Source organism: Ignavibacteriales bacterium, from assembly GCA_026390575.1.
Taxonomy (GTDB): Bacteria; Bacteroidota; Ignavibacteria; order UBA10030; family UBA10030; genus Fen-1298.
Window position 1 is genome coordinate 360507 of record JAPLFR010000009.1, and the last position, 16039, is coordinate 376545.

A 16039-nucleotide genomic window follows, 5' to 3' on the forward strand; every position below is an offset into this window, starting at 1 on the left:
TTTGATGCCGCGCAGTCTCGATATAGCTCTTGGCATAGCGTTCTGTTTCAATTTGATGTCCTGCGATTTGTTCAAAACGAGAACACCGGCAGAACCGTCACAACAGAGTTCGAATTATATTCCACCCACAGATGCATCGCTCGTATTGCAGAATATGGTAAACGCGTTCCAAGACCGTGATGCTGTCAACTATAGCAAATCATTTTCCGAAACGTCATTTAGTTTTGAACCAGCGACAAGTGCTCGTACCAGATATGGCGGCGAATTAATGAACTGGGACAAAACAAAAGAGCAGCAATATTTTGAAAACGTGAAGAATAGTCTTCAACAAAACACGAATGTGACTCTGGAATTTGTACCGATGACATCAACGAATTTTCCAGATTCTTGTGAAATCGGAACTGCGTATCATCTGAATGTTCCACATACAAGGTCGGCCGTGGCAAAAGTTTTTTCGGGGCAATCACAATTCACGATTATTCGTGATCCGCAGATTGGATATTGGTACATTAGGCGGTGGGTGGATATTGGAGTGAATCCTTCTGATTCGACTTGGAGCGATTTGAAAGGAGCTTTTGCACGATAGCATGGTGGATCGATGATTCGTACTTCAACAAGTATAGATTCGGAACCGGAGCTTGAAGTTTTTGATTTCATGGAAAAGTGCCGACTTCTTTCTGCGTGCGTACGCTCTGACGGCTAAAACCTCAATGAAAATCATTATTATCTCCATACCGTTCATCTTGTTGCTCGTTGGCTGTAATCCATTTGCGCCAGGGTTGGATAATTCTTCCGATGGAACATCGAAAATCCTGAGTGATCAAAAAACGTCCGACGGAATATTTCAAAATCTTAAATATGCTTACACTCTTCGCGATACATCAATTTATGGGCAACTTCTTGACGGTAACTTTACATTTGTGTATCACGATTATGACAGGAGTGTTGATGTGACATGGGGAAGAGATGAGGAGATGCGAACAGCATGGGGACTGTTCCAGAATGCGCAGCGATTAGATATCTTATGGAACGACATTGTATCGTCTTCAGTTGATTCGACAAATACAAAAGTGATGATCAAACGAGGATTCAATCTCACGGTTACGTTTAATCCGAGCGATATTATTTATGTCAACGGATATGCGAATCTCACATTGGAACGCATGCGAGTGCAGGATCCGTGGATGATTGTCCGATGGAATGATGAATCCAATAATTAATTTGGAAAGGCAGACGTGATGATTGCATATCAAGGTGAACCGGGTGCATTCAGTGAGCAAGCGGCGCGTACATTCTTTGGTGCCCATGCCAACTTGAAACCGCTGCCTGCTTTTTCCGATGTTTTTGCGGATGCCGAACGCCATGCCGCGGGTTTTGGCATTGTACCGATTGAAAATTCACTCTTCGGTAGTATTCATCAAGTGTACGATCTTCTTCTGAAGCATAAGCTTTTTATCATCGGAGAAGTAAAACTCCGTATTGAATTACATCTCATGGCGCTGCCAAAAACCAAACGGAACAGTGTCCGCACAATCTACTCACAATTGCAGGCGATCGGTCAATGCGAAAACTTTCTTAGCACACTCAAACATGTGAAAGTAGAAGCAGTGCATGATACCGCGGCGGCGGCCCGGTTCATTCAGGAACGGAAACGCAACGATGCAGCGGCTATCGCCAGCGAGCAGGCAGCGCAGGTACACGGACTGCATATTTTGAAACGAAACGTTGAGAGTAATCATCGCAATTTCACGCGCTTCATTGCGCTTTCGCGAAAACCAATTCAACCGTTTGGCAACGTGAAGACGTCGCTCGTCTTTGCAGTAAAGGATATTCCCGGTGCACTCTTCAAAGCGCTTGCAGTATTTGCACTGCGGGACATTAATCTCCTGAAGATTGAATCACGCCCGATCATCGGCAAACCGTGGGAATATCTCTTCTACTTAGATGTGGAGGGAATACCTGCTCGTGATCCGCTGCGGCAGGCATTACATCATTTGGAAGAAGTGTGTACTTTTGTACGTGTGCTGGGCAGTTACCAGCCGTTCGACGACTCCGTTATATCACGCCACAGGAAGTGAGAACAATATGCAACTCGGATATGTTGTAAAAGAAGGATTTTCAGGTTTCCAACGCGCCAAGCTTTCGATGTTTGCCGCTGTCTTCACGATTTGCGTGTCTCTTTTACTACTGAGTTTTTTTGCCATTCTTTTTTTAAATGTGAATGATTTGGTAAAATCCCTTCGCGAACGAGTGGAGATGGAAGCCTTTCTGAATGAACAAGTTTCCAACGATCAGCTCATTGAAGTAAAAGGCCAAGTAGAGATGCTGGACGGTGTGCGCGAGGTTCGGTACGTTTCAAAAGAAGAAGCAGCGAAAATATTCAATGAAGAGTTCGGCGAGGATATTTACAAAGTGTTGAATTTCAACCCGCTGCCGGCGTCTCTGAAAATATTCTTAAAAGACGGCTACAAAACTGCAAAACATGCAGAGGGTATTGCCAATCAAATACGATCCATCAAAGGCGTGGATGATGTCATCTACCGGAAACAATTATTGGAGATGCTGGATCAACGCGCGATGCTGTTTCTTTGGATTACACTCGGTGTTGGCATTTTTATTACAATCTCTTCGGTCATTTTAGTAGCGAACACGATACGCCTTGCCATCTATGCCAAGCGTAAAATTATCCAAACAATGAAACTCATTGGCGCAACACGAACCTTTATCCGTACGCCGTTCTTGCTGGAAGGATTTCTTCAGGGTCTGCTGGGCGGAGCAATCGCCGCCATAATTATTTTCGCGCTCTTTCAATATCTGGAACAGTGGTTGACTGTCTCGCTTTCAGAGTTTGTCCGTGTTCAGCCTTACTACTACGGCGTCATCGTTGGAATCGGTTGCGTTCTGGGATTGCTGGGAAGCATGATTTCCGTTCGTCGATTTATTAGTGAAGGAGTTGGAAATTAAACTTCCCTCCATTTAAGAAAATCAGCATGAACTCCTGATGCTCTTGTTGCTGGGATGCAGTACTATTCTGCGAAGCAAAAAACGGACAGCTTAAAATTGAACTAGTGAGGATACGTACCTATAGATATTTTTTTAACAAGTGTTTCAAATCTGAAGGTTTAACCTCTCTTCAAAAAATACCTTCCTAGTGCCGATTCTAATAAATGATCTTGTATTCCATGCGGCACAGTGCCGCGAAAAAATTGCGATTTCTATGAACGAAACGCAATGCTACTTATTTGAAGCGGTACTAGTACAACTTATCATACCTGATAATAGGTCGTTATTAACATAATAATCGGTTTGGAATAAAATAATGACCTGCATTGAATATATTTGGTTCTTTGCATGGTACGGATGTTGTTAAATGCTGGTAGTGCACTGGCGAGTATCACGATTTTCAAGTTTACCGCTTGAAGGCTTTTATTCATATCTCCTTTTGATTTCAAGGAGTCTCCTCATGGATATCCTTTGAAAGGAAAATATTCGCCGTACGAGCTTTTATCCTTTGTTGCATAACTTGCTAGTCCAAAAAAATAAATCACTTCCCAGGTGTAATTGAATGATGAAAGCTTAATGTTCTTTTGGCAGAAAGATAATATGACGCGGATCGAAGTATCGCTAGGCGTGACTATCGGTGGTACGTATACAGGTTTTGGCTACGTCGATAGAAAAGGGAAATGCCTTGCACGTGCGACTATTCCAACTATAGCTTATCAAGCAGCTGAATTATTTTTTGAACGACTCCATGAAGGAGCGAAAACACTTCTTGGTACAATGCCTGAGAAATGCAAATTAGTCGGAATCGGCGTAAGTGCACCTAACGCTAATTATTATTCAGGAACAATTGAATATCCACCCAATTTGAGCTGGGAGTATGTAGATGTCCTGGCAGAAATTGGCAAGTATTACAGCGTACCGGTGTTAACAACGAATGATGCGAATGCTATTGCGCTTGGTGAAATGCTGTTTGGTACTGCCCAGGGTATGAAGAATTTTATTGTGATCACTCTGGGTACAGGACTTGGCAGCGGCATCGTGGCAAATGGTGAATTGATTTGTGGTGCAGATGGAAATGCCGGAGAAATAGGCCATACGACAGTCGACTTAAAGGGGCGGGAATGTGGTTGTGGTCGCCGCGGCTGTCTTGAAACATATGTCTCTGCTACGGGTATATGCCGAACTGTGCAAGATCTCATTTGCAACACCACTGAGTCAAGCGATCTCCGTTATATCAGTTTCGAGAACTTGACATTTAAAATGATCTATGATGCTGCACAACGGGGCGATCGATTGGCACTGGAAGCGTTTGATTACACAGGAAATATTCTTGGAATTAAACTCGCCGACTCTATTGCACATTTAAGCCCTGAGGCTGTAATTTTCTTTGGTGGTTTGGCTTCGGCAGGCGATCTTCTCTTCATGCCAGCAAAACAATCGATGGAGGAGCATCTCTTCGGTACTTTCAAGAACAAAGTGAAGTTACTTCCTTCGGGATTAGCCGAGGATCATGCATCCGTCCTTGGGGCGAGTGCATTGATTTGGAATATTTTGAAGACACACACAAGAATCTCTGCACGGAAAGAATTACTTACCCGGCATGTCGCAATTCGATGACTGTCGGATGTATTCTATAGATCCTATCCGTACGCTTTCCAATTTTGCTTTTACTCAAATGAGTCAACTACCTTTTTAAGAGAAGGTGTTGATGTTTATTCATGTGTTCTACCGATGAGAGGCGATCGATGGCGAAATATGTCCGGCTTCGATCTGCATAAACCAATTTATGGTACCTCTCCGATCGCTGTAAGCGGTCGGAGAGGTTAAATCTTGAGAATTGTAATCGCTGTAAGCGGTCGGAGAGGTTAAATCTTGAGAATTGTAATTGCTGTAAGCGGTCGGAGAGGTTAAATCTTGAGAATGGTAATCGCTGTAAGCGGGCGGAGAGGCTAAATTTTGAGAATTGTAATCGCTGTAAGCGGTAGAAGAGGTAAAACATTGAGAAGTATATTTGCGGCTTTTGTGTTCGTGAGTGAAACTCACTCACAACTTGGAGGGTTGAACCTCTCCGATCTCTAAAAGAGGTCGGAGAGGTATCAATTACTGTTTTTATTGTACCGCGAGGACTCGTTCGTAGTACTGTTCATACTGGCTGATAATTTTTGAAGATTCAAATTCAATTGCGCGCTTGCGCGCCGCTTCTGCAAAAAGTTTATGTTTGGATGAATTCGTGAGCAAGTCAATTGCGTAGCGGGCCATTCGGTCGATGTCGCCAAATTCAGCAATAAATCCTGTCTGTCCATGCACTTGAAGTTCAGGCAGTCCGCCGACACTTGAGGAAATGACGGGCACTTCACACGCCATCGCTTCGAGTGCTGAAAGTCCAAAACTTTCCGATTGACTTGGCATCAAGAAAAGATCAGCAGTAGAAAGAATTGGCACCAGCTCGACTTGCTTCCCGAGGAAGCGAACTTTTTCTTGAATGCCAAATTCACGGCACAACATTTCACATTGTGAACGGTCTGGACCATCGCCAATGAGAATAAGGACGCTTGGTATCTTTTTCTGCACTTCATTAAAAATTCGAATCACATCTGTGACGCGTTTCACCGGACGGAAGTTTGAAGTATGTGCTAAAATCTTTTGACCCTTTGACGCGCACTTCAAACCAAATGTGTCCGATGGTTGTCGTTTGTATTTTGTTGTATCGATAAAATTCGGAATTACTTCGATCTCTTTATCTATTCCATAATTTGTCTGAGTCTTTTCTTTGAGGAAGCGGGATACAGCCGTCACGCCATCACTCTGCTCGATACTAAATTTCATGATCGGCAGAAAACTGGGTTCCAGTCCAACAAGCGTGATGTCTGTACCGTGAAGCGTTGTGACGATCTTGATATGGTCTCCCATGATCTGCTTTGCCAAGTATGCGCTCGTCGCGTGCGGGATTGCATAATGACAATGAAGAAGATCAAGTTTCTCATAACGTGATACTTCTACCATTTTACTGGCGAGGGCAAGTGTGTAAAGCGGAAAGTCGAAGAGCGGATAATTCGACATCTCTACTTCGTGATAGACAATGTTGTCCTGAAATCCGCTCAACCGCATCGGCATAGCGTAGCTGATAAAATGGATAGAATGTCCGCGATTGGCAAGCGCTTTACCAAGTTCGGTTGCGACAACGCCACTGCCGCCGTATGTGGGATAGCATGTTATACCGATTCTCATTGCGTCCTCTTTAATTGCAAAAAGGTATATAGAAATCGTATAATATTCAAACGAAGTCGGACTAAGAATGGAAGCCCTGCTTTGCGTTTAAAAATCCTGTCTCGAGAAATACCAGATCGAAAGGAAATAGAGGAGGCACGTTGAGAAGAAGGAATAGACGAACGGCATAATAGTAAAATCCGGTGCATTGGAAATATAGGGAAGTTTGCCAATGACACGAGTAGAATTTTCGAGCATGGCGTTCAGCTGCGGAGTGAGATAATAAAGCGCGTCCAGTAAACGGTGGTATACAACATTGTCCCAGAGTATGTATAATCCATTTTCCCTCACCTCAAGTCCCCACGAAATGATAGAAAAAATAAATGCCAGCATAATTGAGAAGCTGGCGCTTCTGGTTATCAATCCAACGATGGTCACGACGGAGAAGAAACATACAAACGCATAAACGACATATAGAGTTGAAGAAAGAAATCCCCAATGCCACACTCCAACTTTCAAACCAAAGACAAGCCAAACGCCGAGAAAGAAATAAATAAGATTAATGACAATTCCGGAGACTGCGCCCAATGCGCGGGCCATGAGCAATTCAGCTCGTGTAAGGGGTTTGCTGAGGAAGAGATCGATCATTCCTTTCTCGAGCATTGATGGAATCAGTCCTGCGACACCGAACATACCAAGAAGAATGATCCAAAAGATAGATAATGAATGCAGTTGAATAAGAAGAAATTCGATAACATTCAATCCTGGTTGAGATAAGCGCGCAAGCGGCTGACCAAACAGAGTCACCATATCCGGTTCATTGAGAGGATGGCTAACTCCAAGAGTGAGAAGTAATAAAATAATTGATGCGACAATGAAATAGAAAATGAGCGTTCCCCTGCGCATTGCTTCTTCCACTGTGAACCGAAACATGCCCCAAAACCTCATTGTTCGTTTTCTCCTTTCATGATCTGAATGAAGTAATCCTCTAATGATGTTTTTTGTTGAGCCATACCTTCAATTCCGACACTACCTTCACGGAGGATATCGATGATCGTATTAAGCTCAGACTTGTCATGCAGGGAAACGATTAAATTTGTGTCATTATATTCGATAGGGAGAATCGTTTGCTGTAATCGTTCATGTATCTCTTTGGTTATAGGAGAAGACAACTGAATGACATACGCGAGTTTCTGTGTTGTGAGTTCTGCAATCGTCCCGGTGCGCACTACTTTTCCTTTATTCAGAATCGCCACACGATCGCAGATCATTTCCACTTCAGAAAGAAGGTGCGAGTTTAAGAAAATGGTTGTGCCTTGCGCTTTCAAACTTAAAAGTAAGTCGCGAATTTCTTTCCGTCCAAGAGGGTCTACGCCATCTGTGGGTTCATCCAAAAATAATATTTTCGGGTCGTTGATCAGAGCTTGTGCAAGTCCGAGCCGCTGCAGCATTCCTTTGGAAAACTTTTTTGTCTTGACCTTCGTCCAGTCTTTCAATCCGACTGTTTCGAGGAGTGACCGTGCTTTTTCTTTCAAGGTCGATTCCGGCAAACCATTTAATCTTCCAAAAAATATCAGTGTATTTTCCGCTGTGAGAAATCCTGGATAACGATGATTTTCAGGTAAATAGCCGCAATACTCTTTCAATGCCCGTTGTCCTAAAGGATATCCAAGGACGGTTGCTGTACCAGATGTTGGGTGAACGATGGAAAGAATAAGTTTGACGAATGTGGTCTTTCCTGCTCCATTTGGACCAAGCAATCCAAATATTTCACCTTGTTCAACGGAAAGGGAAACTTTTTCGAGTGCAGGAATGTTCTTTCTTTTGAATGCGCCGGAGCGATAATGCTTCGTGAGATCAAGTGTTTGTAGTGCTTCCATATACTTTGTAAGATAAAAAAAAATGTGACCTCTTCAAAGATTTGAAAAGAGGTTTATATCAGTACTTGATTTAGTAGAAAAAGAGAGAGATATTTAAATAGAAAGAGTCATAAAAAGACTCTAATTTTTTGGAGTAATGTAAGACCGGAATGGTCGTATTTATGCTTCAACTTTCAAAAAAAGTGGAATATGGTTTGATGGCTCTTCGGCACATGGCAATGAATCCACGAGGACAAGTATTCACTGCGAAAGAAATTGCCGCGAAGTACGATATTCCGTATGAATTGCTAGCGAAGGTTTTGCAGAAACTCACAAGAGCAGGGCTTGTCGTTTCAACCCAAGGAATGCATGGCGGTTATTCACTTGCAAAACAACCGAATGAATTACATATCTCGAACATCATCAGTGTCATTGAAGATGAAAAACCGACGATTGCTGAATGCTATGCCGAAGGCGGAGAAGATTGCTCTATCTTTCAAGCATGTACGATTCGTAAACCTCTCGGGAAAATGCAGCACAATCTGAATTTGCTTCTCGAGAACACAACACTGGAGCAAATTGTGTAACCGGTTACCAGATTGAGAAATTTATGAACAATGAAACAAATACTATAGAAGAATTTGCTGCTCAAGAATACAAGTATGGCTTTATAACTGATATTGAAGCCGATTCCGCACCTCCTGGTTTGAACGAGGACATCATCCGTTTGATTTCTACAAAAAAGCAGGAGCCGGTTTGGCTGCTTGAATGGCGGCTGAAAGCGTTCCGGCATTGGCAAACGATGGAAGAACCGCATTGGCAGAATATTAAGTATCCTCCAATCGATTATCAGGCAATTGTCTATTATTCAGCGCCGAAACAAAATTCGCTGCTTAAAGATTTATCAGAAGTTGATCCTGAATTATTGAAGACATACGATAAACTTGGTATTCCCCTTCGTGAGCAAGAGTGGCTCGCAGGTGTTGCGGTCGATGCTGTTTTCGATAGTGTTTCGGTGGCAACCACATTTAAAGAAAAGCTGAAAGAGCTGGGAATAATATTCGGTTCTTTTTCAGAAGCAGTTCGCGAACATCCTGATTTAGTAAAGAAGTATCTTGGTTCTGTTGTACCTGCGAATGATAATTATTTCGCCGCATTGAATTCGGCAGTATTCAGTGATGGTTCGTTCTGCTTCATCCCCAAAGGCGTCCGGTGTCCGATGGAGTTATCAACGTACTTCCGTATTAATGCCGCATCGACAGGACAATTTGAGCGAACGCTCATTGTGGCGGAAGAAGGCGCTCAGGTGAGTTATTTAGAAGGATGCACAGCGCCCATGCGGGATAAAAATCAACTGCATGCGGCGGTGGTAGAATTGGTTGCGTTAGATAATGCGAAGATCAAATATTCGACCGTGCAGAATTGGTACCCCGGTGATAAAGAAGGGCGCGGAGGTATTTACAACTTTGTCACGAAACGCGGTAAATGTGCAGGCGTGAATTCAAAAATTTCATGGACACAAGTAGAAACCGGTTCAGCGATCACGTGGAAGTATCCGAGTGTGCTTCTGATAGGCGACAATTCAGTAGGAGAATTTTATTCTGTTGCGGTTGTCAATAATTACCAGCAAGCAGATACAGGAACGAAGATGATTCACATCGGGAAGAATACGAAGAGTACGATCGTTTCAAAAGGAATTTCTGCAGGACACGGACAGAATTCCTATCGCGGATTAGTAGAAATGAAAAAGGGCGCAATGAACGCGCGTAACTTTTCGCAATGCGATTCTCTGCTCTTGGGTGACAAATGCGGTGCCCATACGTTTCCATATATTGAAGTGAAAAATACATCCGCAAAAGCCGAGCACGAGGCAACGACATCAAAAATTGGCGACGATCAAATATTCTATTGTAAACAGCGCGGACTTTCTGCAGAAGATGCTGTGAATCTGATCGTCAATGGTTTTTGTAAAGAAGTATTTCGTGAATTGCCTATGGAGTTTGCGGTGGAAGCGCAGAAACTGCTTGGTGTGAGTTTGGAAGGAAGCGTTGGATAACAAATCAAAAATAAAAATGCAAAATGAAAAAGTAAAAAGTTAGAAGAAGGAAAATTATAAAATGCAGTTACTTGAAATTAAGAATTTGCATGCGAGTGTGAATGGAAATGAAATCCTGCGCGGGATCAATTTGACGGTGAATGCTGGAGAAGTTCATGCAATTATGGGGCCGAACGGTTCGGGAAAGAGTACGCTTGCCGGAGTGCTTGCAGGGCGTGAAGCATATAACGTGACCGATGGTCAGGTGTTGTATAAAGGAATTAATTTATTGGAAATGATTCCCGAAGAACGCGCGCGCGAAGGATTGTTTCTTGCCTTTCAATATCCGGTGGAAATTCCAGGCGTGAATAATTCCTATTTTCTCAAGGAAGCGCTCAACGCTATTCGCAAGCATAAAGGACTAGAACAACTTGATGCGATTGATTTTTTGACGCTCATCAAACAGAAAGTTAAAATAGTGGAGATGGACGAAAGTTTTTTGAACCGTCCTGTAAATGAGGGATTCTCCGGCGGCGAAAAGAAACGCAACGAAATATTCCATATGGCAGTGCTCGAACCGATATTATCAATACTCGATGAAACAGATTCCGGCCTCGACATCGACGCGCTCAGAACTGTTTCGGAAGGTGTGAACAAACTTCGATCGCATGAAAATGCGACAATTGTCGTGACGCATTATCAACGGCTGCTCAATTATATTATTCCGGATGTAGTTCATGTCATGAAGGATGGAAGATTCGTCAAATCCGGTGGTAAGGAACTTGCACTGGAACTTGAAGACCGCGGGTACGATTGGATCCACGAAGAGGCCGGACAGATAGCCTAAACGAAGAATAGAAAAAAAATGCAGCCGATCAATCAAAATATTAAATGGTATCAATCAAAGTTTGAAGCATTTGAGCGGAGTTTGAACGGTGAGAAGTCGACGTCAGTGCATGCAATGCGACGCGATGCGATGCACAGGTTCATGGAACTCGGCTTCCCCACAACACGGCAAGAGGAGTGGCGCTTCACCAACATTGTACCTCTCACGAAAATAGAATTCCAGCCCATCCTTCATTATGAATTGAATGGAGTAACGAAAAACGACATTCAACCTTATGTATTGGAGAGCGCACTGCATGTGGTGTTTCTTGATGGAATGTTCTCACCGGAGTTGTCAGATAGTGTTTCGTTTCCAGCAGGAATAACGGTTGGAAGTCTGGCAGAAATGTTGAAGAAATACCCGGACACAATTCAGTCGACCATGAATACTAAGGTGATAGGCGAGGAGAATGCATTCACAACGCTCAATACAGCTTTTTTATGGGATGGTGCTTTTATTTCGGTGCCTCGCGGAGCTGTTCTGGAATATCCGATTCAGCTTCTTTTTGTCGCAACCAATCGCGAGGAAGTTTTTGCCGCTCAGCCCAGAAATCTTATCATCGCAGGAATCGATAGTCAATTCAAAATTGTCGAGACGTTTGTTGGTCTTGCCCAAAACACATATCTGACGAACACACTGACAGAAATAGCGCTTGGTGTTCATTCGATTGTCGAGCATGATAAATTGCAAGCAGAAAGCATCAACGCGTACCATGTTGGAACGACACATGTGCAGATGAGCGCGGCAAGCCGTTATACGTCGAACGTGATCTCGCTGGGCGGTTCAATTGTTCGGAACAATATTACTGCTCGTTTTAGTGCTGAAGGTGCTGAGTGCGTACTCAACGGATTATCGCTCAGCAGAGGCACGCAGATCGTTGATAACCATACAGTCATCGATCATGCAGTGCCGCATTGCAGCAGTCATGAATTGTACAAGTCGATTCTGGATGGTTCGTCGAAAGGCGTTTTCAACGGGAAAGTATTTGTCAGACAAGACGCGCAGAAGACCGACGCGAAACAAACGAATAAAACACTGCTCTTGTCCGACGATGCGACGATGAACACGAAACCGCAATTGGAAATATTTGCGGATGATGTGAAGTGCACACACGGCGCGACCATCGGACAGTTGGATGATGAACAAATATTCTATTTGCGTTCGCGCGGTATCGATCTTGATGCGGCGCGTGACATTCTAACCTCTGCGTTTGCAAGTGATGTGATCAACCGGATAACGATTGAACCATTGCGCCAGCAAGCAGAACGGACGATTCATGATCGACTAAGTAAGAATCATATATCAAACTCATGAACATGAAAAATACATCAACAAGTACGAAACAGGCTGTCATAGATTTCCCGGTGGAGGAGATTCGGAGAGATTTTCCAATTTTATCCACAAGCGTTCATGGCAAGCCGTTAGTGTATCTTGATAACGCGGCATCAACTCAAAAACCTCATGTGGTGATAGATACCATCAAACGGTACTATTGTTCAGAGAATTCTAACGTACATCGCGGTGTGCATTATCTGAGTGAATTAGCAACGAAGAAATATGAGGCAGCGCGCGTAAGTGTGCGGAAATTTCTGAATGCTGAGTCGGAACGGGAAATTATTTTCGTCCGAGGTGCAACAGAGGCAATCAACCTTGTCGCGGCAACATTTGGCAGACAAAATGTTCATCCTGGCGACGAAGTGCTTATTACTGAATTGGAACATCACTCTAATATCGTTCCGTGGCAAATGCTCTGCGAAGAACAAGGAGCAAAACTTCGCATTGCGCCTATTGATGACAATGGTGAAGTTGTGTTGGAAGAATTTGCGCACTTGCTTTCGGGTAAGACCAAGATTGCTGCTATAAGCCATGTTTCCAACGCGCTTGGCACCGTCAATCCGGTGAAACAAATGATTGAGATGGCGCATCAGCACGGAGTTCCTGTGTTGGTGGATGGAGCGCAAGCCGTCCAGCACATGCGCATTGACGTACGAGATCTTGATGCAGATTTCTATGCATTTTCATCTCACAAAATTTTTGGTCCAACTGGATTAGGAATACTTTTCGGGAAAGCTCATCTCCTTGAATCTATGCCGCCCTATCAAGGCGGTGGTGATATGATCAAGTCGGTGACATTTGAAAAAACAATCTTCACCGATATCCCACATAAATATGAAGCAGGAACGCCGCATATTGCAGGTGCAATCGGTTTGGCGGCGGCGATCGATTATATGAATTTATTTGATTGGAACGTTGTTCAGCAATACGAACAAACACTGCTCCGTTCAGCACAGGAAAGGCTCACGGCAATTCAAGGTTTGAGAATAATCGGAACGGCAAAAGAAAAAGCTGGAGTTGTGTCGTTTGTCATGGAAGGAATTCATCCTCATGATATTGGGACGATTCTCGATCAAGAAGGGATCGCAATTCGTACTGGACATCATTGTGCTCAACCGGTGATGCAGAAGTACGGCATTCCGGCGACGGCGAGGGCATCGTTTACGTTTTACAATACTGAGGAAGAAATCAGTACTCTGATTCGAGGTATTCAGAAAGTGAAAGAGGTATTCGGGCATGTCTGATCTCAAAGCGCTCTATCAAGAAATTATTCTCGATCACAACCGGAATCCGCGCAACTTTAAAAAAATGGAAGAAGCAAGTTGTTCGGTAGATGGATACAACCCGCTCTGCGGCGATCACTACACGATTTATCTTAAGTTGGATAACGATGTCATTACAGAGATTTCTTTTCAGGGATCTGGCTGTGCGATTTCAAAAGCATCTGCTTCTGTCATGAGTACAGTGCTCAAAGGAAAAACGCGTGCAGAAGCTGAAGTATTGTTTGATCATTTTCATCATCTCGTGCGCGGTGAAAATAAAAGCGAAAAGAGTATAGAAGAGCTCGGAAAGCTGGCGGCGTTTGCCGGTGTGAGTGAGTTTCCGGCGCGGGTCAAATGCGCAATCCTTCCATGGCATACAATGAAGAACGCCCTGGAAGAAAAAAAGGAAACTGTATCGACAGAATAAATGTTAAACAATATAATAAATAATATAGGATAACGGTTATGAGCACACAGGAAACAGAGGTCTCAGCGCAAGAGATTACAATAACGCCGGAAGCGGCTGAACAGATTCGGAACATTCGCCGGGAAAATCAAATTCCGGATACTCATGGATTGCGGATTGGGATACAAGGCAGCGGATGCTGTGGACCCTCGTACGTGCTTGCATTTGACGATAAAGTTGAGGCAACAGACCGGGTTTTTCAAAGCGAAGGTATTCCAATTTATGTTGATGTGGAGAATCTGGAAGGTTTATACGGAACGACGCTGGAGTATGTCGACGGCCCGCATGGGAAAGGCTTCAAATTTAATAATCCCCATCAATCAAAATCCTGCAACTGCGATGATAATTCCAGCGAAGAAAAGTCTTGCGGCTGCGGTGATCATTAGCCGGGTATTGCGATGATTGCAAAAGAAAAGAATGAATCGCCGATACAGGTTGAATCGGCGACAGGCGGCATAACCATCGAACCAATGCAAATGGTTCCGGAAGAGCACGTGTGGGATGCCTTAAAACAATGCTATGATCCGGAAATTCCTGTCAATATTGTTGATCTTGGCTTGGTGTATGAAGTGAAGGTGGAAGAAGAATTTCCGGGCAATGCAAATGTGTATATCAGAATGACATTAACAGCGCCGGGATGCGGCATGGGGCCAATGATTGCAGCAGATGTGAAACGGCGGGTTCAGCAAATTCGCGGAGTAAGTAATGTACTGGTGGAATTGGTTTTCGATCCTATCTGGAATCCGGATATGATGACTGAAGCGGCAAAACTCACGCTCAATATGGGTTAAGAGGCATAACAATTTCCAATTTTCAAATGATTATTGTGGTGTCAGTCCCGACTGCCTTCAGCAATCGGGACTCCCGACACATCTTTTTCAATGTATAGTTGTGAGAGCCGGAGGTTTAATATTAATGCCCCATTTTGTGGGGCAACAAAATTTATATAGAGTTCTCCCAAACTGAAACGATTGGTCGGGAGTAAAACTCCCTTCCATCGTAAGGTCGAATAAAATCTAATTTTCATCTTGGATATTTGATGTTGACACTTATTTGAAGTTTTCCCAAAGGGATGCCTTTGGCAGATCTTTTTGAAAATGTTGATTTGTCAGTGGAACTATTTATCCGGCTCCATCGTTCTATAGTTTGAATTGAAAACAACAAGCAAATCTATAAACATAAAGGATGAAATTATGGCATACGAATGGAAGTTCAATAAGCGGCCGTATTCAGACGAAGAGGCGAAAAAACTCCTCGCCAATGTTATGAGTCCGGAGACAACCGACTGGCATTACAATACACACCAGAAGGGGTATGTCACTGCACTAAACAATATCGAAAAAGCTCTTGAAACAGCCGATCGCTCTGCCGCCAACGGTAACTACAGCGTTATTGGCGAGTTGAAGCGGCGATTCAGCTGGAATCATTCAGGCGCACTGCTGCATGATATTTATTGGGACGTCCTTGGCGGTGATGGTGATCCGGCGAAAGGTCCGGAAATCAAAGCGGCAATTGAAAAAGACTTTGGATCATTTGACGCATGGAAAGCAGATTTCAAGGCAACCGCCATCTCTGCAAAGCTCGGCGGTTGGGGTTTGCTTCTGTTCGATCGTCTTTACTCCGGCCGTTTACTGAATGCATTGGTAGATGAACATCAGTACGGCGCAATCTGGGGCGCAGTGCCTTTGATACCGTTGGATGTATTCGAGCATGCATACTATCACAAAGATGGCCCCGCACGCGCAAAGTTCATTGACAACTTCATTGCGAATCTGCATTGGGGGAGGATCAACGAGCGGTATAAGAAGCTAGTTGTTGGGAAGTAAAAGCAGTCAAAAATTACTAACCATATGGAAAGCGAAAAGCCCGGTTCTGCAGACACAGAATAGGGCTTTGCTGTATGCAGTCCACACCTTGATTTTCATTATAAGAGTTGTTACTCTTCCATAGTTCGTGTAGTAACTCTGTACACCAAGAAAGGGATTG

General features: G+C 43.7%; 17 protein-coding genes. 14 read left to right on the forward strand and 3 right to left on the reverse strand.

The window, feature by feature from the left end:
* Positions 1-4 precede the first annotated feature (4 nt).
* From NTX44_10015 to NTX44_10035, 5 genes are all read left to right on the forward strand, one after another.
* Positions 5-586 carry a hypothetical protein gene (locus tag NTX44_10015; GenBank protein ID MCX6121941.1) on the forward strand — a complete coding sequence of 194 codons (582 nt, stop codon included), beginning with the start codon at positions 5-7 and terminating at the stop codon, positions 584-586.
* Between the two features lie 52 nt (positions 587-638).
* Positions 639-1220 (forward strand): hypothetical protein, encoded by a 582-nt coding sequence (locus NTX44_10020; protein MCX6121942.1) that lies wholly within the window; start codon positions 639-641, stop codon positions 1218-1220.
* A gap of 18 nt (positions 1221-1238) precedes the next feature.
* Positions 1239-2078: a prephenate dehydratase gene (gene pheA / locus NTX44_10025; protein MCX6121943.1), complete on the forward strand. Its 840-nt coding sequence runs from the start codon at positions 1239-1241 to the stop codon at positions 2076-2078.
* A 7-nt stretch (positions 2079-2085) separates the two neighbouring features.
* Positions 2086-2964: a permease-like cell division protein FtsX gene (locus NTX44_10030; GenBank protein MCX6121944.1), complete on the forward strand. Its 879-nt coding sequence runs from the start codon at positions 2086-2088 to the stop codon at positions 2962-2964.
* Between the two features lie 639 nt (positions 2965-3603).
* On the forward strand, positions 3604-4620 hold the full coding sequence (locus NTX44_10035) for an ROK family protein (GenBank protein ID MCX6121945.1): 1017 nt from the start codon (positions 3604-3606) through the stop codon (positions 4618-4620).
* Between the two features lie 492 nt (positions 4621-5112).
* Here the strand turns inward: NTX44_10035 and bshA are convergent, their stop codons facing one another.
* The 3 genes from bshA to NTX44_10050 form a co-directional block, all read right to left on the reverse strand.
* Positions 5113-6231, reverse strand: a complete 1119-nt coding sequence (bshA, locus tag NTX44_10040; protein MCX6121946.1) for an N-acetyl-alpha-D-glucosaminyl L-malate synthase BshA — start codon at positions 6229-6231, stop codon at positions 5113-5115.
* 87 nt (positions 6232-6318) lie between these two features.
* The gene (locus tag NTX44_10045; GenBank protein MCX6121947.1) at positions 6319-7143 is read right to left on the reverse strand and encodes a hypothetical protein; all 825 of its coding nucleotides are present in this window, start codon (positions 7141-7143) and stop codon (positions 6319-6321) included.
* An 11-nt stretch (positions 7144-7154) separates the two neighbouring features.
* A complete protein-coding gene (locus NTX44_10050) occupies positions 7155-8090 on the reverse strand; it encodes an ABC transporter ATP-binding protein (GenBank protein MCX6121948.1) in 936 nt (311 codons plus the stop codon).
* Between the two features lie 161 nt (positions 8091-8251).
* Between NTX44_10050 and NTX44_10055 the strand changes: the two genes are divergently transcribed.
* The 9 genes from NTX44_10055 (at position 8252) to NTX44_10095 (ending at position 15879) form a co-directional block, all read left to right on the forward strand.
* A complete protein-coding gene (locus NTX44_10055) occupies positions 8252-8656 on the forward strand; it encodes an Rrf2 family transcriptional regulator (protein ID MCX6121949.1) in 405 nt (134 codons plus the stop codon).
* Between the two features lie 23 nt (positions 8657-8679).
* A complete protein-coding gene (gene sufB, locus NTX44_10060) occupies positions 8680-10125 on the forward strand; it encodes a Fe-S cluster assembly protein SufB (GenBank protein MCX6121950.1) in 1446 nt (481 codons plus the stop codon).
* 61 nt (positions 10126-10186) lie between these two features.
* Entirely contained in the window at positions 10187-10951 is a 765-nt protein-coding gene (sufC, locus tag NTX44_10065; GenBank protein ID MCX6121951.1) for a Fe-S cluster assembly ATPase SufC, read from the forward strand.
* 18 nt (positions 10952-10969) lie between these two features.
* A complete protein-coding gene (gene sufD, locus NTX44_10070; protein MCX6121952.1) occupies positions 10970-12304 on the forward strand; it encodes a Fe-S cluster assembly protein SufD in 1335 nt (444 codons plus the stop codon).
* A 2-nt stretch (positions 12305-12306) separates the two neighbouring features.
* Positions 12307-13569, forward strand: a complete 1263-nt coding sequence (locus NTX44_10075; GenBank protein MCX6121953.1) for a cysteine desulfurase — start codon at positions 12307-12309, stop codon at positions 13567-13569.
* Complete coding sequence (locus tag NTX44_10080) at positions 13562-14014, forward strand: SUF system NifU family Fe-S cluster assembly protein (protein ID MCX6121954.1); 453 nt, start codon at positions 13562-13564, stop codon at positions 14012-14014. Before NTX44_10075 ends, NTX44_10080 begins: the two co-directional genes overlap by 8 nt.
* Before the next feature lie 38 nt (positions 14015-14052).
* Complete coding sequence (locus tag NTX44_10085; protein ID MCX6121955.1) at positions 14053-14439, forward strand: iron-sulfur cluster assembly accessory protein; 387 nt, start codon at positions 14053-14055, stop codon at positions 14437-14439.
* Positions 14440-14451: 12 nt separating this feature from the next.
* Positions 14452-14844, forward strand: a complete 393-nt coding sequence (locus tag NTX44_10090) for an iron-sulfur cluster assembly protein (protein MCX6121956.1) — start codon at positions 14452-14454, stop codon at positions 14842-14844.
* A 402-nt stretch (positions 14845-15246) separates the two neighbouring features.
* Positions 15247-15879 carry a hypothetical protein gene (locus NTX44_10095; GenBank protein ID MCX6121957.1) on the forward strand — a complete coding sequence of 211 codons (633 nt, stop codon included), beginning with the start codon at positions 15247-15249 and terminating at the stop codon, positions 15877-15879.
* The last annotated feature ends 160 nt before the right edge of the window (positions 15880-16039 follow it).

Bases quoted from the DNA above. Each gene is read 5' to 3' on its own strand.
- NTX44_10015 (MCX6121941.1), top strand. From the start codon at position 5: ATGCCGCGCAGTCTCGATATAGCTCTTGGCATAGCGTTCTGTTTCAAT.
- pheA (MCX6121943.1), top strand. From the start codon at position 1,239: ATGATTGCATATCAAGGTGAACCGGGTGCATTCAGTGAGCAAGCGGCG.
- NTX44_10030 (MCX6121944.1), top strand. From the start codon at position 2,086: ATGCAACTCGGATATGTTGTAAAAGAAGGATTTTCAGGTTTCCAACGC.
- NTX44_10035 (MCX6121945.1), top strand. From the start codon at position 3,604: ATGACGCGGATCGAAGTATCGCTAGGCGTGACTATCGGTGGTACGTAT.
- bshA (MCX6121946.1), bottom strand. From the start codon at position 6,231: ATGAGAATCGGTATAACATGCTATCCCACATACGGCGGCAGTGGCGTT.
- NTX44_10045 (MCX6121947.1), bottom strand. From the start codon at position 7,143: ATGTTTCGGTTCACAGTGGAAGAAGCAATGCGCAGGGGAACGCTCATT.
- NTX44_10050 (MCX6121948.1), bottom strand. From the start codon at position 8,090: ATGGAAGCACTACAAACACTTGATCTCACGAAGCATTATCGCTCCGGC.
- NTX44_10055 (MCX6121949.1), top strand. From the start codon at position 8,252: ATGCTTCAACTTTCAAAAAAAGTGGAATATGGTTTGATGGCTCTTCGG.
- sufB (MCX6121950.1), top strand. From the start codon at position 8,680: ATGAACAATGAAACAAATACTATAGAAGAATTTGCTGCTCAAGAATAC.
- sufC (MCX6121951.1), top strand. From the start codon at position 10,187: ATGCAGTTACTTGAAATTAAGAATTTGCATGCGAGTGTGAATGGAAAT.
- sufD (MCX6121952.1), top strand. From the start codon at position 10,970: ATGCAGCCGATCAATCAAAATATTAAATGGTATCAATCAAAGTTTGAA.
- NTX44_10075 (MCX6121953.1), top strand. From the start codon at position 12,307: ATGAAAAATACATCAACAAGTACGAAACAGGCTGTCATAGATTTCCCG.
- NTX44_10080 (MCX6121954.1), top strand. From the start codon at position 13,562: ATGTCTGATCTCAAAGCGCTCTATCAAGAAATTATTCTCGATCACAAC.
- NTX44_10085 (MCX6121955.1), top strand. From the start codon at position 14,053: ATGAGCACACAGGAAACAGAGGTCTCAGCGCAAGAGATTACAATAACG.
- NTX44_10090 (MCX6121956.1), top strand. From the start codon at position 14,452: ATGATTGCAAAAGAAAAGAATGAATCGCCGATACAGGTTGAATCGGCG.
- NTX44_10095 (MCX6121957.1), top strand. From the start codon at position 15,247: ATGGCATACGAATGGAAGTTCAATAAGCGGCCGTATTCAGACGAAGAG.